Source organism: Bradyrhizobium sp. BR 10289 (assembly GCF_019455385.1).
Classification (GTDB): Bacteria; Pseudomonadota; Alphaproteobacteria; order Rhizobiales; family Xanthobacteraceae; genus Bradyrhizobium.
In genome coordinates this window covers 1-22,500 of the sequence record NZ_JACOFR010000034.1, presented here as the reverse complement: position 1 = coordinate 22,500, position 22,500 = coordinate 1, and the positions used below count along the sequence as shown (strand labels likewise).

The following is a 22,500-nucleotide window of genomic DNA, read 5'->3' as shown; positions in this document are numbered from 1 at the left end:
GGAGTCTCTGTTGATGTCCTTTCCTCCAGGTACTTAGATGTTTCAGTTCCCTGGGTTCGCTTGAAACCTCCTATGTATTCAGAAGTCTCATACCTTCTCTTGATAACCGGAAATCCAAAACCTCTAGGGTTATGGTCCCGATCATTTCTGGTCGAACACCAAGACCAAAGGTCTTGGAGTTCCGGCTATCGAAGGTGGGTTTCCCCATTCGGAAATCCGCGGATCAAAGCTTCTTCGCAGCTCCCCACGGCTTATCGCAGCGTAGCACGTCCTTCATCGCCTCTCAGCGCCAAGGCATCCACCGAACACCCTTAAGGCACTTGATTGCTCTCATTATCAATGTCCACACACTCGGCAGAATGTTGTCTGCGCAACTGCCATCAAAGGCACGTACCCTCGAAGATACGATTGTCGCAGCCGGACATTGACTAGAAAGACCAGCTTGCTTCGTAAGATCGTTCCGATAGCGAGGCGGTCAAGCTTCGCTAAAAGGATCATTTTACAACTCGCTGCCAACCTTGCGGTCGGCAATGAGCGCCGAAAATGATCCGGAGATAATGAAGGATGCGCGCAGCAATCTGCTACACGACCCAACTCGGATCGATCTCCTCTTTACGATGTCAGAAATCACGCATCTTGCTGTCTATCCAGACTAGCAGGATGCGAAGTGATGTATCGCGGACGATTAGTTGCACGATCGGTCGATGATCAAACCATCTGGTGGAGCCAGACGGGATCGAACCGACGACCTCATGCTTGCAAAGCACGCGCTCTCCCAGCTGAGCTATGGCCCCGTAACCAGAAGACGAATGCTCTTAGCCAAGCCAAGTCGTCGATCGGGATCAACCAGTCCGCCTTCGCCTTTCGGCTCCGGCGCGACAGCCTTCGCTCAATCTCCGGCTCGCCGAGCCGAAGCAGGCAGAGCCTGCGAAGGCTGGTGGGCCTGGGAAGACTTGAACTTCCGACCTCACGCTTATCAAGCGCGCGCTCTAACCAACTGAGCTACAAGCCCCTAACGCATATCCCGTCAGGGACCGTGGACCCTGCCGTTGCAGGTCCAGCGCGTGTTCGTCCGCGAAGAAAGAGAAACGTAGACGGCGAAATCCCGCCAATGCAGCTCAACGATCTGGCGATCTGTTGGCCACTGATGTTTCTAAAACAGCTCGATAGAAGCAAGCTTCTGAAGAGCCATCCTTAGAAAGGAGGTGATCCAGCCGCAGGTTCCCCTACGGCTACCTTGTTACGACTTCACCCCAGTCGCTGACCCTACCGTGGCCGGCTGCCCCCTTTCGGTTAGCGCACCGTCTTCAGGTAAAACCAACTCCCATGGTGTGACGGGCGGTGTGTACAAGGCCCGGGAACGTATTCACCGTGGCGTGCTGATCCACGATTACTAGCGATTCCAACTTCATGGGCTCGAGTTGCAGAGCCCAATCCGAACTGAGACGGCTTTTTGAGATTTGCGAAGGGTCGCCCCTTAGCATCCCATTGTCACCGCCATTGTAGCACGTGTGTAGCCCAGCCCGTAAGGGCCATGAGGACTTGACGTCATCCCCACCTTCCTCGCGGCTTATCACCGGCAGTCTCCTTAGAGTGCTCAACTAAATGGTAGCAACTAAGGACGGGGGTTGCGCTCGTTGCGGGACTTAACCCAACATCTCACGACACGAGCTGACGACAGCCATGCAGCACCTGTGCTCCAGGCTCCGAAGAGAGGGTCACATCTCTGCGACCGGTCCTGGACATGTCAAGGGCTGGTAAGGTTCTGCGCGTTGCGTCGAATTAAACCACATGCTCCACCGCTTGTGCGGGCCCCCGTCAATTCCTTTGAGTTTTAATCTTGCGACCGTACTCCCCAGGCGGAATGCTTAAAGCGTTAGCTGCGCCACTAGTGAGTAAACCCACTAACGGCTGGCATTCATCGTTTACGGCGTGGACTACCAGGGTATCTAATCCTGTTTGCTCCCCACGCTTTCGTGCCTCAGCGTCAGTATCGGGCCAGTGAGCCGCCTTCGCCACTGGTGTTCTTGCGAATATCTACGAATTTCACCTCTACACTCGCAGTTCCACTCACCTCTCCCGAACTCAAGATCTTCAGTATCAAAGGCAGTTCTGGAGTTGAGCTCCAGGATTTCACCCCTGACTTAAAGACCCGCCTACGCACCCTTTACGCCCAGTGATTCCGAGCAACGCTAGCCCCCTTCGTATTACCGCGGCTGCTGGCACGAAGTTAGCCGGGGCTTATTCTTGCGGTACCGTCATTATCTTCCCGCACAAAAGAGCTTTACAACCCTAGGGCCTTCATCACTCACGCGGCATGGCTGGATCAGGGTTGCCCCCATTGTCCAATATTCCCCACTGCTGCCTCCCGTAGGAGTTTGGGCCGTGTCTCAGTCCCAATGTGGCTGATCATCCTCTCAGACCAGCTACTGATCGTCGCCTTGGTAGGCCATTACCCTACCAACTAGCTAATCAGACGCGGGCCGATCTTTCGGCGATAAATCTTTCCCCGTAAGGGCTTATCCGGTATTAGCACAAGTTTCCCTGTGTTGTTCCGAACCAAAAGGTACGTTCCCACGCGTTACTCACCCGTCTGCCGCTGACGTATTGCTACGCCCGCTCGACTTGCATGTGTTAAGCCTGCCGCCAGCGTTCGCTCTGAGCCAGGATCAAACTCTCAAGTTGGACTTGAACTTTGAACCGGCTGATCACAACGTTTGACGAGGTCCCACCATTGTCGACCGAAATCGACTTGCTGTCTGCGATTCACATCGCGGACAACGATGGTGTTTCCTTTGAAACGTGTACCGCCGAAGTCTTTCGTCCTCTCTCAGTACTCAAAAGCCGAAGCTCTCAAGTGGTCCGAGAGGCGCAAGGACTCCGCCGTCCACGTTTCTCTTTCTTCATCTTCACTTGTCAAACAGCCCGAGACCGGAGAGGTCTCAACCTTCCTGAGAGGAAGGGTTCCGACACCCTTACCGACGATGGATGAACTCCAACCGACTGGTGTCGGCTGTTGTGTCACTCAACAAGGTGAGGAGCATCAGTGGCGCGTTCGCTCGCCTTGGTCAGTGACCCGGCGGCGCCGCGCTCAGTGGTTGGGGTTATAGGCCCCACCTTCCGGGCTGTCAACGCCAATCGTCAACAAATCGTCGCACAGTGGATTGTCGAAAATAACTCAGCGATTCCAGGGGATTAGACGCCCCGTAGACGCGCGGAGCGGAGCTCCACGGTAAAAAATCTGAAAAAAAGTTTGTCCGCCGGTGGCCTCCGGAGGGCGCATTGGAGGCCGTTCCGGCGTCCTCCCCCGGGGCTCTCCCCGGCGCCGGCCGCTCTGAGTGGGGCCAGCCAGTCCGACGATCCCCCGCTCGGTCGCCCCGGCCACGCCGCGTGGGGCCACGCCGCGGCCCGCGCCGAGCTCCGCCCGTAGTCAGACGGGGACCTTTGCGGCCTGGCGTTCAGGAAACTTTTTCCATATTAGGCGCCGTACTTGAGCCACAATCCCGCGGCGTTCTGATAAGAGACAAGCTTGAATCGCGGGGACGCCAGTGGGGGCTGCCAGCGATTTTCGTGGGGTCAGAGGAAGGCGATCTTACAGATGACGCGGCCTTCTTCGGACATTCGAGAGACATCGAGAGCGCTTTACCCGTCCAGCTGTTCGTAATTTCGGCCGGCCCCTTATCCGGGGGCTTTCTGAGCACGAGCGCTTGTGCGGCTTGCCTTTTCCGGCGATCCCCGTTCAAGAGGGCGGCCCGGACAAGGTTCGAAACCGGGCATCTTGGGTCGTTGATTGGGGGACTTGGGTTGAACCAGAGGACGTCACGCGGCGCTTACGGGCGTGAGACCGGGATCATCGATCTCGGCCACGAGCCGCCGCTGTCCGTCGACGGTTCGGAAGCCGCCGTCATCGATCGCCGCCGAGTCTCGGTACAATGGTTCAGCGGCACGATTCTGACCGGACTTTGCGGCGCAGCCCTGATCGGCGGCGCCGTTTTCGCATCGCTCGACGGTGAGATGACCTTCGCCAAGGTGCCGGAGCGCGTCGAAGGCGCGCTCCGTGGCGCGTTCGGCGCGGCCGATCGCGCCGCCACCCTGCACAAGAGCGACCGCCTGCCGCCGCCGAACGAATCCAACGCCTCGCGCAGCATCGTGCGCGTCTCGACGGTCGCCCGCGTCGGCAATCGCGACGTCATGCGCGTGCGGCCTTTCGTTCGGATCGCCGGCAATCTGTCGATGACGACGAGCGACCTGTCGGCGAAGATCCCGCCGTTCAACGCCCAGCGCCTGCTCACCGACGTCGGCTCCGATCCGAAGGCCGCATCGGAGGACCCGAACAATCCGGAAGCTGTCGAGCCCGACGCCGAGGTCTCCTTCGTCACCAAAGACCTGTCGCCGGTGCTGCCGAAGGCGAAGATTTCCGCCGTGGTGGCGCTCGACGACATCCTGATGCGGGTGCGCGATGCCGCCAACTGGCGCGGCAATGGCGGGGTGCGCTACGCCTCGCTCGCCAATGCCGCCGCCGACGTTTCCGGCGCGACCGGCCCGTCCGACATGCGAAGCGCCTATGCTCCGGAAACCTCGCCATCCGATCCCTATGCCGGTTTCGAGACGCGCGTGGTGCCGGAAAACGTGACGCTGCTGCCGAAGACCAAGGAGCAGATCACCGGCGGCAATCCGAGCGGCGAACGCGTCCACATGGTCAAGAAAGGCGACAGCGTCGCTGGCGTCCTGCGCGATCTCGGCGCTACCGCCGACGAGATCAAGGCGATCACCGCAACGCTGGGTCCGCGCGGCCGCGACGGCGGCCTGAAGGAAGGCGAGAAGCTCCGCATCCTGATGGCGCCCTCGAGCCCCGGCGCCCGCCTCCAGCCCTATCGCGTCGTGGTTGCAAACGACACGGTGGTCGAGGCGATCGCGGCGCTGTCCGATCTCGGCAAATACGTCGCGGTCGACGTCTCCAGCATGAACACCGTCACCGAGGCTGCGGCCAACGCCAACAGCGACGACGATGACGAGGATGACGGCACCGGCGTCAGGCTCTACCAGAGCATCTACGAGACCGCGATGCGCAACAAGGTCCCGATGCCCGTCATCGAGGACATGATCAAGATCTACTCCTACGACGTCGATTTCCAGCGCAAGGTGCAGCCGGGCGACTCGTTCGACGTGTTCTATGCCGGCGAAGACGAGGGCGTGACGTCGAGCGAAAAGAACGACGTACTGTTCGCCTCCCTCACGGTCGGCGGCGAGACCAAGAAATACTACCGTTACCAGAGCCCCGACGACGGCGTCGTCGACTACTACGACGAGACCGGCAAGAGCGCGAAAAAATTCCTGGTCAGGAAGCCCGTCAACAACGCCATCATGCGTTCGGGCTTCGGCGGCCGCCGCCATCCAATCCTGGGCTACGTGAAGATGCACACCGGCGTCGACTGGGCCACGGCCTACGGCACCCCGATCTTCGCCTCCGGCAACGGCGTGCTCGAGAAGGTTGGTCCCGAGGGCGGCTACGGCAAATACATCCGCATCAAGCACTCCAACGGCTATGAGACCGCCTACGGTCACATGTCGGCGTTCGCCAAGGGCATGGAGCCCGGCAAGAAGGTGCGGCAGGGCCAGGTGATCGGTTTCGTCGGCTCGACCGGCCAGTCGACCGGCCCCCACGTTCACTACGAAATCCTGGTCAACGGCCGCTTCGTCGATCCGCTGCGCGTGAAACTGCCGCGCGGCCGTTCGCTGGAAGGCCCGTTGCTGGCCGCCTTCGAGAAGGAACGCGACCGGCTCGACGGCATGATGAGCGGCCGCGGCGGCGCCATTGCGCGCATGTCGGATGCGACGGGTGGACCGTTGCAGGTCACGAACCGCTAGTCGCAACTGGCCGGCGCCGGCCTGAATCTTCACTGACAGGATGAATGGAACGCCTTGAAGCGAGGCCACTTCACGGCGTTACAATTTCAAGTTTCGTTTGCCAAAGCCGCGTCACGGGCGAATACTTCCCAAAAAACGGGAGGTCTCGCCATGAAGAACAGGCTCGCCTGCGCGGCCCTGATTGCTGCGGTTTTCTCCACAACGAGCGCATCGGCCGAAGGTTGGGAGGTCACGAAGCTCGTTCCCGGCTCCGCGTTCCATGGCGTGCACGGGCTCGCGATCGACAAGGCAGGCCATCTGTTCGCCGGCAGTGTCGCGGGCGCGATGCTCTACGAGGTCGACATTTCAGGCGGTACCGCCAAAGTTGCAATCCCCGCGCCGATCGGAATGGCCGACGACATCGCCTTTGCGCCCGACGGCACCATGGCCTGGACCGGTTTCCTCGCCGGCGATCTCTATGCGCGCAAGGGCGACGGCCCGATCAAGAAGCTCGCAAGCGGCCTTCCGGGCATCAATTCGCTCGCCTTCCGCAAGGACGGCCGCCTCTACGCCACGACCGTTTTCCTCGGCGACACGCTCTATGAGATCGACGTCGAGGGCGTCAAACCGCCCCGCCAGATCATGGAGAAGATGGGCGGCCTCAACGGCTTCGAGTTCGGCCCCGACGACAAGCTTTATGGTCCGCTGTGGTTCAAGGGACAGGTCGCCAAGGTCGATGTCGACAAGGCCGAGCTGACCGTGGTCGCCGACGGCTTCAAGGTCCCGGCCGCAGTGAACTTCGATTCCAGGGGCAATCTCTTTGTGGTCGACACCGCGCTCGGCCAGCTCGTTCGGGTCGATCCCAGGTCCGGCGCCAAGGCGGTCGTCGCGCAGCTGAAACCCTCGCTGGACAACCTCGCGATCGACGACAAGGACCGCATCTACGTCTCCAACATGGCCGACAACGGCATCCAGGAGGTCGATCCCGCGACCGGCCAGGCCAAACAGATCATCATCGGCAAACTCGCTTTGCCCGGCGGTATCGGTGTCACCTCGGACAACGGCAAGGATACGATCCACGTCGCCGATGTGTTCGCCTATCGCACCGTGGACGGAGCGACCGGCGAGGTCACCGAGAAGGCGCGCATGCATGCGGACGGCGTCACGCTCGAATATCCGATGAGTGCGACGGCGAAAGGCAACGACGTGATCCTGTCGAGCTGGTTCACCGGCACGGTGCAGGTGATCGACGGCAAGACCGGCGCCACGCGCGACATGCTGCACGGCTTCAAGGCGCCGCATGACACCATCGTGCTCGCGGACGGCAGCATCCTGGTGGCCGAGCTCGGCACCAAGTCACTGGTCAAGGTGAGCGGCGAGCACGGCAAGGACCGCACGGCGCTGATCGGCGGGCTCGATGGCCCGGTCGGGCTCGTCGGCGGACCCGACGGCGAGGTCTACGTCACCGAGGCCTTTGCAGGCCAGGTCTCGAGGGTCGACAGGAACGGCGAAAAGACCGTGATCGCCAGCGATCTCAAAATGCCCGAGGGCCTCGCCCGCGGCAGCGACGGCAAGCTGATTGTGGCCGAGGTCGGCGCGAAGCGGCTGATCGAGATCGCGCCGGAGAGCGGCAAGATCACCGAGATCGCGGGCGGTCTTCCGATCGGCCTTATCGGCGCGCCCGGCGGGTTGCCGACGCACATTCCGACCGGCGTCGCGATCGGCGCGACGGGCGTCATCTACGTGACTTCCGACATCGAGAATGCGATCTACAAGGTCGTGAAGAAATAACCGCAGGCCGAGCAGCAGAAAAACGCCCCGGAAAGGACGAACCTCTCCGGGGCGATTTATTTTTGTCGACGAGTACCGATGCTCAATTCAACTTCCGCTTCGACACCGGCACTTCGAACTGGGCGATCTCCGCGGTCTGCGGCGCCTTGCCGTTGAAGGTCAGCACGTTGCCTTCGGAGGAGATCGCAACCGTATCGCCGTCCCTGATGTCGCCGCCCAAAATCATCTCGGCGAGAGGATCCTGGACGTAACGCTGGATCACGCGCTTCAGCGGCCGTGCCCCGTAGGCGGGGTCCCAGCCTTTGGCGGCGAGCCAGTCGCGGCCGGCGGCATCGAGCGTCAGCACGATCTTGCGATCGGTCAGCAGCTTCTGCAGGCGCGCGAACTGGATCTCGACGATCCGGCCCATCTCGCTCCGCTGCAGGCGGTGGAACAGGATGATCTCGTCGACGCGGTTCAGGAACTCGGGCCTGAAATGCCCGCGCACCATCCCCATCACCTGCTCGCGCACGGCCGAGGTGTCCTCGCCCTCCGGCTGGTTCACCAAAAACTCCGAACCGAGGTTCGAGGTCATGATGATCAGCGTGTTGCGGAAATCGACGGTGCGGCCCTGGCCGTCGGTCAGGCGGCCGTCGTCGAGCACCTGCAGCAGGACGTTGAAGACGTCAGGATGCGCCTTCTCGATCTCGTCGAACAGCACCACCTGGTAGGGCCGGCGCCGCACCGCTTCGGTGAGCGCGCCGCCCTCGTCATAGCCGACATAGCCCGGAGGCGCGCCGATCAGTCGCGAGACCGAGTGCTTCTCCATGTATTCGGACATGTCGAGGCGGACCATCGCGGTCTCGTCGTTAAAGAGATACTCGGCGAGCGCCTTGGTCAGCTCGGTCTTGCCGACGCCGGTCGGGCCCAGGAACATGAACGAGCCGGTCGGCCGGTGCGGGTCCTGAAGGCCTGCACGCGAACGGCGCACGGCAGTTGCGACCGCACGCACGGCCTCGGACTGACCGACGACCCGCTGTCCGAGCTGCTCCTCCATCTTCAGGAGCTTCTCCTTCTCGCCTTCCAGCATCTTGTCGACAGGCACGCCGGTCCAGCGCGAGACCACCTGCGCGATATGGTTGGCGGTCACCGCCTCCTCCATCATCTCGCCGGAGCCTTCACGCGCCTCGATATCGGCGAGCTGCTTCTCGAGCTGCGGGATCCGGCCATAGGCCAGCTCGCCGGCCTTCTGGAACTCGCCGCGCCGCTGCGCATCGGCCAGGTCGACGCGGAGGGCGTCAAGCTCCGACTTCAGCTTCTGGGCGTTGGAGAGCTTGTTCTTCTCCGCACTCCAGCGTGCCGTCAGCGCCGCAGATTTTTCCTCGAGCTCGGCCAGCTCCTTTTGAAGCGATTCAAGACGCGACTTGGAGCCGAGATCGCTTTCCTTCTTGAGCGCCTCCTGCTCGATCTTGAGCCGGATGATCTCGCGGTCGAGCGAATCCAGCTCCTCCGGCTTGGAATCGACCTGCATCTTCAGCCGCGCCGCGGCCTCGTCCATGAGGTCGATCGCCTTGTCCGGCAGGAAGCGGTCGGTGATGTAGCGGTTGGACAGCGTCGCGGACGCCACAAGCGCGGAATCTGTGATCCGCACGCCATGGTGCTGCTCGTACTTGTCCTTCAGCCCGCGCAGAATGGAGATCGTATCCTCGACCGAGGGCTCGCTGACGAAGATCGGCTGGAAGCGCCGCGCCAGCGCCGCATCCTTCTCGACGTGCTTCTGATACTCGTCGAGCGTGGTCGCGCCGATACAGTGCAGCTCACCGCGGGCGAGCGCGGGCTTGAGCAGATTCGACGCGTCCATCGCGCCGTCGCCCTTGCCGGCGCCGATCAGCGTGTGCATCTCGTCGATGAACAGGATGTAGGTGCCTTCACTGGCGGTGACTTCCTGAAGCACGGCCTTCAGGCGCTCCTCGAACTCGCCGCGGTACTTTGCACCCGCGATCAGCGCGCCGAGATCCAGCGACAGCAGCTTCTTGTCCTTCAGGCTCTCGGGCACGTCGCCGTTGACGATACGCAGCGCAAGGCCTTCCGCGATGGCGGTCTTGCCGACGCCCGGCTCGCCGATCAGGACCGGATTGTTCTTGGTCCGGCGCGACAGCACCTGGATCGTACGGCGGATCTCCTCGTCGCGGCCAATGACCGGGTCGAGCTTGCCGTCGCGCGCAGCCTGGGTCAGGTCGCGGGCATATTTCTTCAGCGCGTCATAGGCATTCTCGGCCGTCGCGCTATCAGCGGTGCGGCCCTTGCGCAGCGCCTCGATCGCCGCGTTGAGATTCTGCGGAGTGACGCCACCCTTGGCGAGGATCGTGCCGGCCTCGCTGGTCTTCTCCAGCGTCAGGCCGAGCAGCAACCGCTCGACGGTGACGAAGCTGTCGCCAGCCTTCTCGCCGGCCTTTTCGGCGGCGTCGAAAGTGCGGGCAAGCTCGGGCGCGAGATAGATCTGGCCGGCGCCGCCGCCACTGACTTTCGGCACCTTATTGAGGGCGTCCTCGGTCGCCTTCAGAATCGCACGGGAATTGCCGCCGGCGCGGTCGATCAGGCCGGAGGCCAGCCCTTCATTGTCGTCCAGCAGCACTTTCAGGACGTGCAGGGTCGAAAACTGCTGATGCCCCTCGCGCATCGCAAGGGACTGCGCGGACTGGATGAAGCCCCTGGAGCGTTCGGTATATTTGTCGATATTCATGGTCTTTTCTGTCCCTCGGCCTGCCGCTCCTGGGGCCCTTCAAGGCACCCCAAACGGCATCTTCATTGGGTTTCCGCTGGCCGCGTTGACATTCCTCAACCAGCAGCGGTCGTTATCAGCCGGCGCTGGCGCCGGCCTGACCCAGATGTGGGAAGCGGGCCCTCGGATCGAAAGGGGCGGGTTCACAATTTCGTGCGTTTATCGACCGGTTGGCGGACGCAGGTCGAATCCCTTAAGTAGCCGCATGACAACCAGCCAAACCGCCGAGATCACCGGCCTTTACCGCTACCCGATCAAGGGCCTGACACCCGAGCCCCTGCCCCGCGTCAATTTGCGGACCGGCCAGACGCTCCCCGCCGACCGCCGCTACGCCATCGAGAACGGCCCGAGCGGGTTCGACCCGGAGGCGCCCGAATGGAAGCCGAAAATCCAGTTCCTGATGCTGGCGCGCAATGAGCGGCTGGCGGGCCTCGACAGCCGGTTCGAGGACGCAACCAACCAGCTGACCATCCGCAAGGACGGCCAGATTGTCGCCAGCGGCGACCTCGAAACCGCCGCCGGGCGGGCCGCCATCGAGGACTACTTTGCGAAGAACTTTCAGCCGGAGCTGAAGGGCCCGCCAAAGGTGCTGTCCGGACGCGACCACAGCTTTTCCGACGTCGCCCGCAAGGTCGTGTCCATCATCAATCTCGAGAGTATCCGCGCCATCGAAACCATGCTCGGCGGCACCGCCGTGCATCCGCTGCGCTTCCGCGCCAACCTCTATGTGAAGGGCTGGCCGGCGTGGTCCGAGCTCGACCTCGTGGGACAGACGCTTGCCATCGGGCAAGCGCGGCTGAAAGTGGTCAAGCGGATCGTGCGCTGCCCCGCCACCAACGTGGACCCGGTCACGGCCAAGCGCGATCTCGAGATCCCGCCGACGCTGTCGCGCCATCTCGGCCACATGGATTGCGGGATCTATGCCGAGGTGATCGCCGACGGCGAGATCGGCGTCGGTGATACGGTGGCGGTGGAAGAGCCGAGGTTGGTGTGAGCTGGCACCGCTGCCGTAGGGTGGGCAAAGGCGCACTTGCGCCGTGCCCACCACTTCTCTGAACCGGCAGAGGCCGTGGGCACGCTTCGCTTTGCCCACCCTACGAGACCCTCGCCATGGCCTCGTCGCCGTCGTTACCTCAATTCGGCATCACATACGCATAGATCCGGCCGCGCGAGACTGGGGCCTCGCGGACGCGATTGCCGTTGTTGCCGGAAATCATGATCGGATTGCCCTGCGCATCGATGCCGGTGATGATGCCGACATGACCGCCGCGACGGCCGCGCGACATCACTGCGATGGCGCCGACCTGCGGACCGGAGACGCGGGTGCCGTAACGCGCGAACGAGTTCGCCATGTCCGAGCCGGTGCCTTGGTGGCCGGTTTTCTCAAGCACCATGTTCATGAAGCGCGCGCACCACAGGCTGCCACGTCCGGTCGGATTGCCGCCGACATAACGGCGCGCCTCGGACACGAGGCTCGATCCGCCGCCGAAGCCGCCGCTGGCAGTCATGCCGTTGCTCGCCATGCCGCCGGCATTGGCGTTCGGATCATAGCTGGCCCGCGTGTCGGCAAAGCCGCTCGCCCGCAACTGCTCCGCGCTGCGCTCGAAGCGCGAGCTGCGTGCATGGTGGCGGTGATGATGATGTCTGGCGTGATGCACGTAACCGTGCCGCTCTGCGCTATGACGATGATGCGGCCGCGCTGAGGCCGGAGAGACGAACGCGGCAATCGCCGCGAAGACAATCGCCAGCGCGACAACACATCGCGACAGGCGAGACGCAAACAACTCAACCATTCTTCATCCTTCGTTGACACCCCTCTTTCCCAACCGGCCCGTGCGGTGGCCGACATCGATGAGGCCGTTAAGCCGTCCGATGTGGCGAGAAAAAGACGCTGGCCCGGCGAATGGCTGCGATGATTTTGCGTCATTGCTCGCGTAACGCTGCCGCATTGCGAACAACAACATTAACTGCGATCCTCAAGCCACGGCTTGAAGAGAGGGAAACAGTTAATGCCCCACGCCACGACCAGGGACGACGTCCGCATCTATTTCGAGGAAGCGGGCCAGGGAACGCCGATTATTTTCCTGCACGAGTTCGCAGCCGACTACACCAATTGGGAGCCGCAGATGCGTTACTTCTCGCGCGGCCACCGCTGCATCACCTATTCGGCGCGCGGCTACACGCCGTCGGATGTGCCCGATGGCGAAGTCTACACCTACAAACACTTCTACACCGACGCACTTGCGGTGCTCGATCATCTCGGAATCGCGCGCGCGCATCTCGTGGGACTCTCGATGGGCGCCTATTCGTCGTTCCAGATCGGATTGAACGCGCCGGAGCGGGCGCTGTCGATGACGCTCGCCGGCGTCGGCTCCGGCTCGGAACTGGAGAACCTCGAGACCTGGCGCAAGCAGTGCCGCGCCAATGCCGAGCAGTTCGAGACGCTAGGTTCGGCGGAAGTCGCAAAGGTCACGCGCGAGGCGCCGAGCCGGATTCCCTTCCTGGTGAAGGACCCGCGCGGCCACGCCGATTTCTACGCCGCGCTGGCGCGGCATGATGCGAAGGGATCGGCGAATACGATGCGCGGCTTTCAGGGCGGCCGTCCTTCGATCTACACGCTGACGGATGCGATCAGAAAGGTGGCGGCGCCAGCTCTGATCATCTGCGGCGACGAGGACGATCCGTGCGTGGGGGCGAGCCTGTTCCTGAAGAAGCACCTGCCCGCCGCAGGGCTCGCGATGTTTCCGAAATCAGGCCACGTGCTCAATCTCGAAGAGCCTGCGCTGTTCAACGAGAGCGTAGAGCGCTTCGTGACGCTGGTGGAGGCGGGACGCTGGCCGGTGCGGGATCCGAGGTCGCTGGCGGCCCACTAGAACAAACGCACCGTCACACACTGCTGTCATTCCCCGCGAAGGCGGGGAATCCAGTACGCCGCAGCTTCTCCGTATCACGACGCCGCCTCTGGAATACTGGATCGCCCGGTCAAGCCGGGCGATGACAGTTGAGCGCGTCGATATGACGAGTAACTACGCCTTCCTTCCGCCCCGGCTCAGCAGAAACACGCCCTGCTCGCCGAACATGTTCCACACCCACCACGGCAACCGCAGCCGCAACGGACGGCCGTAGAGATCGAGCGCCTCGGCGCGCTCCATCTTGACGCCGATGGCATCGCAGAGCTCGACGAAGTCCTTGATAGTGCAGAAATGGATGTTGGCGGTGTCGTACCAGGTCGCCGGCAGATTCTCCGTGCGCGGCATGTGGCCGCCGATCAGCAGCTGGAGCCGCATCCGCCAGAAGCCGAAATTCGGGAACGACACGATAGCGCGGCGGCCGATGCGCAGGAGATTCTCCAGCACCACCTTCGGCTGCCGCGTCGCCTGCAGCGTCTGCGACAGGATCACGTAGTCGAAGGCGTCATCGGGATAGTTGACGAGATCGGTGTCGGCATCGCCCTGCACCACCGCGAGGCCCTTGGCGACGCAGCGATTGACGCCCTCGCGCGACAACTCGATGCCGCGGCCGTCGACGCCGCGCGTTTCCAACAGCTGGAGCAGATCGCCCTCGCCGCAGCCGACATCGAGCACTTTCGATCCGGGCTTGACCATCCCGGCGACCAGCAGATGGTCGGCGCGAAACTGGCCGGGCTGCTCCTTGGCGAGGCCGTCCAGCGGCAGCACTTCCTGTACAGACATGGCTAGCCGTCCTCGTCAGTCATTCCTGGTCGTGAGCCCGCGCGCCTTGCCCGCCGATTGCAGGAAGGCGCGGGAGATGTCGAAGAACTCCGGCACGTCGAGCAGGAAGGCGTCGTGGCCGCGATCGGTCTCGATCTCGGCGAACGACACCCGCGCGCTCGACGCATTCAGCGCATGCACCAGCGCGCGCGATTCCGAGGTCGGGAACAGCCAGTCGCTGGTGAAGGAGACCACGCAGAAGCGCGTCTGGATACCCGCGAACGCTTTCGCCAGCACGCCGCCATGGTCGGCGGCGATGTCGAAATAGTCCATCGCGCGCGTGAGGTAGAGATAGGAGTTGGCGTCGAAGCGCTCGACGAAGGACGAACCTTGATAACGCAGATAGGACTCGACCTGGAAGTCGGCGTCGAACGAGAAGGTCGGCAATTCGCGGTCCTGCATGCGCCGGCCGAATTTTCGATGCAGCGCGGCGTCGGAGAGATAGGTGATGTGCGCGGCCATGCGCGCCACCGCGAGGCCGCGATGCGGATGGATGCCCTGGTCGGCATAGCCGCCATTGTGCCAATCGGGATCGGCCATCACGGCCTGGCGGCCGAGCTCGTGGAAGGCGATGTTCTGCGCCGAGTGCCGCGTCGAACAGGCGATCGCGAGCGCGGAGTAGACGCGCGCAGGGTACGCTGCGGTCCATTGCAGCACCTGCATGCCGCCCATCGAGCCGCCGACCACGGCGAACAGCGTGTCGATGCCGAGCCGGTCGATCAGCATCGCCTGCGCGCGCACCATGTCGGGGATGGTGATGACGGGGAAATCGAGGCCCCACACCTTGCCGGTCGCCGGATTGATCGAAGCCGGCCCGGTCGAGCCCATGCAGCCGCCGATCACGTTGGAGCAGATGATGAAGTAGTGCTTGGGATCAATCGGCCGGCCGGGTCCGACCAGCGTCTCCCACCAGCCGGGCTTGCCCGTGACGGGATGCACGTTGGCGACGTGCTGATCACCGGTCAGCGCATGGCAGATCAGGATCGCGTTGGAGCGATCGGCGTTGAGCTCGCCATAGGTCTGATAGGCGATCTGGAACGGGGAGAGATCGATGCCGCAATCGAGCCTCAGCGGCTGCTCGGCGCCGAACTGCGCCACCTGCGAGCTCGGATGATCCACCTCATGCGAGCGATCGTCGGCACTGATCGCGGGACTCGGCACAGACTTGACGCCAACCATCATCGACCTCGTTTGCGACGGCAGCCTTGACCGCCGCTGACATCAGGCCATGAAAAACCCGGCCTGAACGATAGGTTCGGCCGGGATCGAAAGCGTCCCCGGCCTGTTTAGCGAGTTTTTTAACGTGGCTGCAAGCCGGCCGGCTCAAATGACCACGGAACGGGCAAAACCTACTGTCTTGGGCGGTTTTCGTCAAGTCGCGGCCCGGATGAGCCGGATTTGCCTCCGTCCGGCCTGCCGAAAAGGCCGTCGTTTCTCTTTGCTTTCGCCGCCCTGACTGCCTAATCAGGACATCCCCGCAGCCTCAACAGACCAAGTCAGATATGTCCCAACGTCCGCCCGCGCCACCATCGCTCCAGGAATTGCGCCAGGAGATCGACGCGATCGACGAGGCCATGCATCGCCTCCTGATGCAGCGCGGCGACATCATCGACCGTCTGATCCAGGTGAAGCAGACTCAGGAGGTCGGATCGGCTTTCCGGCCGGCGCGCGAGGCCTCGATGATGCGCGACATCGTGCAGCGCCATCGCGGCATCCTGCCGCTCGACACGGTCGAGAGCATCTGGCGCGTCATCATCTCGACGTTCACATACGTCCAGGCGCCGTTCTCCGTGCATGCCGACATCTCGGCGAGCGAGCCGGCGATGCGCGATTCCGTGCGCTTCCATTTCGGCTTCACGGTGCCTTACGTCGCGCATTTCAGCGCGCAGGCGGCAGTGGAGGCGGTGGCGAAATCCAAGGGCGATCTGGCGCTGGTCTCGGCGACCTCGAGCCGCACGCCGTGGTGGCTGGAGCTGGAAGCCGACGGCGCGCCGAAGATCATCGCGCGGCTGCCCTTCGTCGAGCGCGCCGACCATCCGGCCGCGCTTCCCGTGTTCGCAATCTCGCGCGTCGCCGACAGCGCCGTGGTGACGGAGGTCGAGACCTTCAGCGTGCGCGTCTCCGGGTGGAACGCCGAGGTGGCGCGGGCGCTGTCGCCGCTCGCCGAGATCGTGGCAGTACCCGATACCGCCTTCGACGGCGCTGCCCTGCTGGTCTCGGTGACCAGCGCGACCAGCATCGACAAGATCAAGGCTGCCCTGATCGAGGCGGGGGCCTCGGTGCGCTCCACGGCCCTCGTCGGCAGCCACGCAACGCGCTATACGGTGCCCCCGACCGGGTCGAAATCGTAAATCGCGTACCGCTTAAGCTACTTTCGGAGTTGAAGATGTCCCGCCCTGTGCCGAACCCCGGCATTCTCGATATTGCGCCCTATACGCCCGGCAAGAGCCCGGTCCCCGAGCCGGGCCGCAAGGTGTTCAAGCTCTCGGCCAACGAGACCCCGTTCGGTCCCTCGCCGAAGGCGATCGAGGCCTTCAAGAGCGTGGCAACGCATCTCGAAGACTATCCGGAAGGCACCTCGCGCGTGCTGCGCGAGGCGATCGGCCGCCACTACGGGCTCGATCCCAACCGCATCATCTGCGGCGCCGGCTCGGACGAGATCCTCAATCTGCTCGCCCACACCTATCTCAGCCATGGCGACGAGGCGATCTCGACCACGCACGGCTTCCTGGTCTACCCGATCGCGACCATGGCGGTCGGTGCGAAGAACGTGGTCGCGGCGGAAAAGAACCTGACCTGCGACGTCGACGCGATCCTGAAAGCGGTGACGCCGAAGACCAAGCTGGTCTGGCTCGCCAACCCCAACAACCCGACCGGCACTTATATTCCGTTCGACGAGGTCAAGCGCCTGCGTGCCGGCCTGCCCTCGCATGTGCTCCTGGTGCTGGACGCGGCCTATTGCGATTACGTTTCCCGCAACGACTATGAAATGGGGATCGAGCTGGTCGCGACCACCGAGAACACGGTGGTGACGCACACCTTCTCCAAGATCCACGGTCTTGCGGCGCTGCGCATCGGCTGGATGTTCGGCCCCGAGCACGTCATCGACGCCGTCAACCGCATCCGCGGTCCCTTCAACGTGTCGACGCCGGCGATGTATGCCGCCGTGGCTGCGATCGAGGACACCGCGCACCAGGCGATGTCGAAGCAGTTCACCGAGACCTGGCGCAACTGGCTCACCGAGGAGATCGGCAAGCTGGGGCTGAAGGTGACGCCGGGTGTCGCCAATTTCGTGCTGATCCACTTCCCCGAGACCGGCAAGACGTCGGATGCGGCTGACGCCTATCTCACCAAGCGCGGCCTGGTGCTGCGCGCGCTGAAGAATTACGGCCTGCATCATCAGCTGCGCATGACCATCGGCACCGAGGAGGCCAACCGCCTCGTCGTCGACGCCTTGCGCGACTTCATGGCCGGCAAATGAGCGCCTCACCGCATTTCCAGCGCGTCGCCCTGATCGGCTTCGGCCTGATCGGCGGCTCGATCGCGCGCGCGGCGAAGCTCCAGGGCCTCGCCGGCGAGATCGTCACCACCGCGCGCTCGGAGAAGACGCGCGCGCGGGTCATGGAGCTCGGCATCGTCGACCGGGTCGTGGCGACCAACGCGGAAGCGGTGAAGGATGCCGATCTCGTCATCCTCTGCATTCCCGTCGGCGCCTGCGGGCCGGTGGCGCAGGAGATTGCCGCGCATCTGAAGCCCGGTGCCATCATCTCCGACGTCGGCTCGGTCAAGGGCGCGATCGTCAGGGACATGGCGCCGCATCTGCCGAAGACCGTTCATTTCGTGCCGGCGCACCCGGTGGCGGGCACCGAGCATTCGGGACCCGACTCCGGCTTCGCCGAGCTCTTCATCAATCGCTGGTGCATCCTGACGCCGCCGGAAGGCGTCGATGCCGAGGCGGTTGCGCAGCTGCGCGCGTTCTGGGCGGCGATGGGCGCCAAGGTCGAGGTGATGACGCCGGATCATCATGATCTCGTGCTCGCGATCACCAGCCATCTGCCGCATCTGATCGCCTACACCATCGTCGGCACCGCCGACGAGCTGGCGCAGGTGACGGAGTCCGAAGTCATCAAGTTCTCCGCCGGCGGTTTTCGCGACTTCACCCGCATCGCCGCCTCCGACCCGACGATGTGGCGCGACGTCTTCCTCGCCAACAAGGAAGCCGTGCTGGAGATGCTCGGCACCTTCACCGAGGATCTGGCCAAGCTCACCCGCGCGATCCGCCGCGGCGACGGTGAAGCGCTGTTCGACCACTTCACCCGCACCCGCGCCATCCGCCGCGGCATCGTCGAGATCGGGCAGGATTCGGCTGCCGCGGATTTCGGCCGCCAGCATGGGCAGCTCGGGAAGAAGCCGTAGCCCTTATCTCTCCTCCGTCATTGCGAGGAGCGCTTGCGACGAAGCAATCCAGACCGCCTCCATGGAAAGATTCTGGATTGCTTCGCTTCGCTCGCAATGACGAGAAGCTAATACAGCGGCGGGATCTGGCCGACCTTCACCGGGCCGAGCAGCACCGCGCCGTCGACGAACTTCAGCGGGAAGCTGCGCGCCTTCCTGCCTTCCAGCGTGCTCTCGGTGCCGATCGAATTGATGCCGGCGGCAACTCCGGCATTGGCGTTCTGCTTGATGACCTTGCCGAGGCCGGGCACGGCGCGGTCGAGCGCGCCGAACAGATTATTGAGATCCTGCGACTTCACGCCGGGCGCGACGCGGTCGAGCGTTGCCTGCGGCACGCCCTCCTCCAGCATCTTCTCGATGCCGAGCGCCGGGATGACGCGCTCGAGGCCCGTCACCGTCATCTGCAACTCGCCGTCGAGTCGGCCATTGGCCGAGAGGCCGAGCGTGCCGGCCGCGACCGCGATCATCTCGCCCTGCTGAATGCGTGACTGCACGATCTCGATGTGGCCGCCAGCAGCCTGGATCTCGCGGAAGCGCTGCGGCCAGGGCTTTGGCGTAAGATCGGTAAGGCCGGTGATCTTCGCACGCGTGTCGGCCTCGAACGGCTCGGCGAGCAAGGGATGAACGCCCTGGATGCTGCCCTGCGCGATGTGGGCCACGGTCTCGATCACGGGGTGATCGGACGGCGATCCATCCGCGAGGCGGCCGTGCAGTTCGATCTGCTTGGCGCGCGCGAGCGGCACCTGCACGCTGCCGTCCAGGCGATTGAGGCTGGGATCGTCGAACACGATGGAGGCGCGATCGGGCACGGCCGGCAGGCCGACCACGCTGCTGCGGCCCTTGCTCCAGTTCACCACGAAAGTGTTTTGCGTGACGCCGTCGGTCAGCGTCGCGGGCGCGGAGAACTCGGCGATGACGAGCTTGGGATCATAGACCTGGGCGACGACCAGGATGTTGTCGAGCTTCGCCGTGAACGGCGTCTTGCTGGCATTCTGCGACACCAGGGCGACGCTGGCGCCGGAGCACTGGACCTCGAAACGGAACGGGAAGCCCGCGATCGACCGCTTGGCGCAATCATAGATGCGGCCGGATTTGGCCTCCTGCGCGCGCCAGGCGTCGGCGGCGATCTCGGCCTGCGATGCGGCATAGAACCAGAAACAGCTCCACGCGACCGCGAGGATCAGGAGGATGATGGGGGCGATGAAAAGGCCCCAACGGGAACGCCGGCCTGCGGCAATGGTCATATTGGACATGCGGCGACCCTTTGGTCCCAGATTTTGGCAAATGTAAGCGGGCACGGCCTGTGACGAAAGGCGGAGAATTCGCTTCGCTTGGGCAGCCGGTTCTGGTAGCCGTGCCCGAAATGTCCGAAATCACACTCCCCTCCGTCACCACGGCCAAGGGCGACCTCTGGGTGTTCGGCTATGGCTCGCTGATGTGGCGCCCGGGCTTCGAATATGAGGAGCGCGTCCCGGCGCGGCTGGTCGGCGAGCACCGCGCGCTCTGCGTCTATTCCTTCGTGCATCGCGGCACGCCGGAGAAGCCGGGCCTGGTGCTCGGGCTCGACCGCGGCGGCGCCTGCCGCGGCATCGCCTTCCGTGTCGCCGAGAAGAACCGCGCCGACGTCGTCGCCTATTTGCGGGCGCGCGAGCAGGTCACGTCGGTCTATCGCGAGGTGATGCGCTCGGTCTGGCTCGAGAACGATGCGCGCGAGCGCGTCTCCGCGCTCGCTTACGTGGTCGATCGCGGCCATGTCCAATATGCCGGCCGTCTCTCACTCGCCGACCAGCATCGCCATGTCATCCAGGGCCACGGCCAGTCCGGCGCCAACCGCGACTACGTGACGGCGACGGTGAAAGCGATCGAGGCCGAAGGTTTTCGCGACACGCAGCTGCATCAGCTCGCAACCATGCTGCACGGTGATGCGCATGCGCCCGCTCCCGCGGAGGATCGAGAGAACCGCTAAAGCATGATGAAATTACGTTCGGCGCGCTGTCGGTGATTCACCTCTCCCCGACGGGGGAGAGGTCGGATTGCGCAGCAATCCGGGTGAGGGGCTGCCGCACCAGCGAGACCAGATCCCCTCACCCGGACCGCATCTCCGATGCGATCCGACCTCTCCCTGCGGGAGAGGTAAACCGAGCCCTGACCGCAAATCGATTCAACCAAATCCCATACTGCTCTAACTCTCCGACGGCGCATAGCTCGGCGCGCTGCCGATCAATTGCTCCTGCTCTTTGCGGCCGGCTTCGACGAGGCGGCCGGTCGCGTCTTCGATGGCGGTCTGCACGCGCGCGAGAAACTCGTCCTTCGGCAAACCCGGCGGCAGCGGATCGAGGAATTCGACCACCAGCGTGCCGGGATAGCGCATGAAGGTGCGGCGCGGCCAGAACAGGCCGGAATTGAGCGCGATCGGCAGGCACGGTACGCCGCAGGACGAATAGATCTGCGCAAAGCCGGTCTTGTAATCGGGCGGCGCGCCCGGCGCACGGCGTGTGCCTTCCGGAAAGATCACGAGCTGCTTGCCGCTGCGCACCGCCTCGCGCGCGCGGCGCGTCATGTCCAGCAGCGCCTTGACGCCGGCGTTGCGGTCGATCGCGATCATCCCGGTCTTGACCAGGAACTGGCCGAACACCGGGATCTGCATCAGTTGGCGCTTGAGGATGAAGATCGGGCGGTTGAAGAAGCCCGGCAGCACGAACGTCTCCCAGAACGACTGGTGTTTTGCGACGATCAGCAGCGGCCCGGCCGGAATCTTCTCGACGCCTCGGAATTCGACCTTGATGTTACAGACCACCCGCATCAGCACTAGCGTCGCCTTCGCCCACCATTCGGCAACCGTCAGCATGGCACGCGGCGGCAATGCAAAGGTTGGGATTGCCACGATCGCGAGGACCACCAGCACGGTGTAGAACAGCACGTTGAACACGAGCGAGCGCAGGAAAATCAGGAACATCGACGATCCGATTAATTTGCCGATCAATTGGCCTGGGCCGTTGCGGGCCGCTTCGGCGTCAGGCCTGAAGGCTGCTCCGACATCTCGGGCGAAAGGTCAATCCCGAAATCCTCCAGCCGCACCCTGAGCTCGGCCGCGATGTACTTGACATATTCGGACAGCAACAGCCGCAAGGTGGACGACGAGGTCCACCACGGCTCCTCGCGCCATTTGTCACCGACCACGGCAAAGGGGATCAGCGTCGTCTCCGGCATCGCGTGCGAGAACTCCACCAGCGCGCGCGGCATGTGATAGTTCGAGGTGACCACGATCAGCGATTTGAAGCCGCGCCCCTCGGCCCAGCGCCGCGCCTCAGCCGCGTTGCCGCGGGTCGTGAGCGCAGTGCGGTCGAGGTCGACGCAGCAGGCCATGAAGGACTGATTCTCCGGCAGGGTTCGCGAGATGTCGCTCGCCGTCGAGGTCGGATGCACGCCTGATATCAGCAGCCGCTTGCCGTAGCCGGCCGCCAAGAGCTCCATCGCGTCCGACACCCGCGAGGAGCCGCCGGTCAGCACCACGATGCCGTCGGCCTTGCGGTCGGGCGCGATCTCCGCGCCGCGCAATTGCGACAGGAACGCGATGAAGCCCGCGGCAGCGCCGACAAAGGCGAGCGCGATCGTCGACACCACAGTCGCACGCAGCCAGCCGCGCGGCAGTTTCGGCGATCGATCGTCGGCCTGTGAGGTCATGTGATGTCGGTGATCCCTTCCCCGGATGATTTTAAGACGTTTTAAGGCGAAGTGGAGTCCGGTTTCTTGCCCTCTCCCCTTGCGGGAGAAGGAAGAAAGCAACCTCACTCCACATCGTTTAACGTGGCGAACAGCGTCTGGCGCGAGGCCACCGCGGTGATGGCGCCGATCAGCACGGCCTGCACCGCGAGCACGATGTAGCCGGAGGGCCGCAGCGAGAAGGTGCCGAGC

General features: G+C 63.6%; 15 protein-coding genes, 2 tRNA genes, 2 rRNA genes, 1 pseudogene and 1 riboswitch (1 of these 21 only partly in view). Of the genes and pseudogenes, 8 read left to right on the top strand and 12 right to left on the bottom strand.

Features of this window, described 5'->3' with window-relative positions:
* The 4 genes from HYH08_RS34220 to HYH08_RS34205 form a co-directional block, all read right to left on the bottom strand.
* Window positions 1–326, bottom strand: a 23S ribosomal RNA gene (locus tag HYH08_RS34220); it reaches 2,521 nt to the left of the window's first position.
* Between the two features lie 392 nt (window positions 327–718).
* A tRNA-Ala gene (locus HYH08_RS34215) sits at window positions 719–794 on the bottom strand.
* A 141-nt stretch (window positions 795–935) separates the two neighbouring features.
* Window positions 936–1,012: transfer RNA gene (locus HYH08_RS34210), tRNA-Ile, on the bottom strand.
* Between the two features lie 186 nt (window positions 1,013–1,198).
* Window positions 1,199–2,685: ribosomal RNA gene (locus HYH08_RS34205) — 16S ribosomal RNA — on the bottom strand.
* Together the 16S and 23S rRNA genes with 2 tRNA genes alongside form the textbook arrangement of a ribosomal RNA operon.
* Before the next feature lie 1,119 nt (window positions 2,686–3,804).
* On the opposite strand from HYH08_RS34205, the gene HYH08_RS34200 reads away from it, so the two are divergent.
* Complete coding sequence (locus HYH08_RS34200) at window positions 3,805–5,868, top strand: M23 family metallopeptidase (RefSeq protein WP_220014220.1); 2,064 nt, start codon at window positions 3,805–3,807, stop codon at window positions 5,866–5,868.
* A gap of 150 nt (window positions 5,869–6,018) precedes the next feature.
* The gene (locus tag HYH08_RS34195; protein WP_220014219.1) at window positions 6,019–7,638 is read left to right on the top strand and encodes a Vgb family protein; all 1,620 of its coding nucleotides are present in this window, start codon (window positions 6,019–6,021) and stop codon (window positions 7,636–7,638) included.
* An 82-nt stretch (window positions 7,639–7,720) separates the two neighbouring features.
* Here HYH08_RS34195 and clpB read toward each other — a convergent pair whose 3' ends face one another.
* The gene (clpB, locus tag HYH08_RS34190) at window positions 7,721–10,360 is read right to left on the bottom strand and encodes an ATP-dependent chaperone ClpB (protein ID WP_220014218.1); all 2,640 of its coding nucleotides are present in this window, start codon (window positions 10,358–10,360) and stop codon (window positions 7,721–7,723) included.
* A gap of 244 nt (window positions 10,361–10,604) precedes the next feature.
* On the opposite strand from clpB, the gene HYH08_RS34185 reads away from it, so the two are divergent.
* A complete protein-coding gene (locus HYH08_RS34185; protein ID WP_220014217.1) occupies window positions 10,605–11,393 on the top strand; it encodes an MOSC domain-containing protein in 789 nt (262 codons plus the stop codon).
* Between the two features lie 139 nt (window positions 11,394–11,532).
* Here HYH08_RS34185 and HYH08_RS34180 read toward each other — a convergent pair whose 3' ends face one another.
* Window positions 11,533–12,192, bottom strand: a complete 660-nt coding sequence (locus tag HYH08_RS34180) for an NlpC/P60 family protein (RefSeq protein WP_220014216.1) — start codon at window positions 12,190–12,192, stop codon at window positions 11,533–11,535.
* A 216-nt stretch (window positions 12,193–12,408) separates the two neighbouring features.
* Between HYH08_RS34180 and HYH08_RS34175 the strand changes: the two genes are divergently transcribed.
* Window positions 12,409–13,272, top strand: a complete 864-nt coding sequence (locus tag HYH08_RS34175; protein WP_220014215.1) for an alpha/beta fold hydrolase — start codon at window positions 12,409–12,411, stop codon at window positions 13,270–13,272.
* 153 nt (window positions 13,273–13,425) lie between these two features.
* Here HYH08_RS34175 and metW read toward each other — a convergent pair whose 3' ends face one another.
* Together metW and metX are read right to left on the bottom strand one after the other, a co-directional pair.
* On the bottom strand, window positions 13,426–14,091 hold the full coding sequence (metW, locus tag HYH08_RS34170; RefSeq protein WP_220014214.1) for a methionine biosynthesis protein MetW: 666 nt from the start codon (window positions 14,089–14,091) through the stop codon (window positions 13,426–13,428).
* A 15-nt stretch (window positions 14,092–14,106) separates the two neighbouring features.
* The gene (gene metX / locus HYH08_RS34165; RefSeq protein ID WP_220014265.1) at window positions 14,107–15,309 is read right to left on the bottom strand and encodes a homoserine O-acetyltransferase MetX; all 1,203 of its coding nucleotides are present in this window, start codon (window positions 15,307–15,309) and stop codon (window positions 14,107–14,109) included.
* 86 nt (window positions 15,310–15,395) lie between these two features.
* Window positions 15,396–15,475, bottom strand: a riboswitch (SAM riboswitch).
* A gap of 157 nt (window positions 15,476–15,632) precedes the next feature.
* Here metX and HYH08_RS34160 point away from each other — a divergent pair.
* Genes HYH08_RS34160 through HYH08_RS34150 form a run of 3 tightly spaced genes read left to right on the top strand, consistent with a single transcriptional unit; the run spans window position 15,633 to window position 18,546 of the window.
* Window positions 15,633–16,481, top strand: coding sequence for a chorismate mutase (locus HYH08_RS34160; RefSeq protein WP_220014213.1), 849 nt, complete (start codon window positions 15,633–15,635; stop codon window positions 16,479–16,481).
* Window positions 16,482–16,516: 35 nt separating this feature from the next.
* Window positions 16,517–17,611, top strand: a complete 1,095-nt coding sequence (hisC, locus tag HYH08_RS34155) for a histidinol-phosphate transaminase (RefSeq protein ID WP_220014212.1) — start codon at window positions 16,517–16,519, stop codon at window positions 17,609–17,611.
* Window positions 17,608–18,546: a prephenate/arogenate dehydrogenase family protein gene (locus HYH08_RS34150; protein WP_220014211.1), complete on the top strand. Its 939-nt coding sequence runs from the start codon at window positions 17,608–17,610 to the stop codon at window positions 18,544–18,546. Before hisC ends, HYH08_RS34150 begins: the two co-directional genes overlap by 4 nt.
* A gap of 107 nt (window positions 18,547–18,653) precedes the next feature.
* On the opposite strand, the gene HYH08_RS34145 is transcribed toward HYH08_RS34150, so the two are convergent.
* Entirely contained in the window at window positions 18,654–19,838 is a 1,185-nt protein-coding gene (locus tag HYH08_RS34145) for a DUF2125 domain-containing protein (protein ID WP_220014210.1), read from the bottom strand.
* A 110-nt stretch (window positions 19,839–19,948) separates the two neighbouring features.
* Between HYH08_RS34145 and HYH08_RS34140 the strand changes: the two genes are divergently transcribed.
* Window positions 19,949–20,551 carry a gamma-glutamylcyclotransferase gene (locus tag HYH08_RS34140; protein ID WP_220014209.1) on the top strand — a complete coding sequence of 201 codons (603 nt, stop codon included), beginning with the start codon at window positions 19,949–19,951 and terminating at the stop codon, window positions 20,549–20,551.
* A 216-nt stretch (window positions 20,552–20,767) separates the two neighbouring features.
* Here the strand turns inward: HYH08_RS34140 and HYH08_RS34135 are convergent, their stop codons facing one another.
* The 3 genes and pseudogenes from HYH08_RS34135 to HYH08_RS37625 form a co-directional block, all read right to left on the bottom strand.
* Window positions 20,768–21,541 (bottom strand): lysophospholipid acyltransferase family protein, encoded by a 774-nt coding sequence (locus HYH08_RS34135; protein WP_220014208.1) that lies wholly within the window; start codon window positions 21,539–21,541, stop codon window positions 20,768–20,770.
* A gap of 23 nt (window positions 21,542–21,564) precedes the next feature.
* Window positions 21,565–22,269 (bottom strand): YdcF family protein, encoded by a 705-nt coding sequence (locus HYH08_RS34130; protein WP_220014207.1) that lies wholly within the window; start codon window positions 22,267–22,269, stop codon window positions 21,565–21,567.
* 104 nt (window positions 22,270–22,373) lie between these two features.
* Window positions 22,374–22,500, bottom strand: a pseudogene (locus HYH08_RS37625) (ABC transporter permease); the annotation flags it as partial.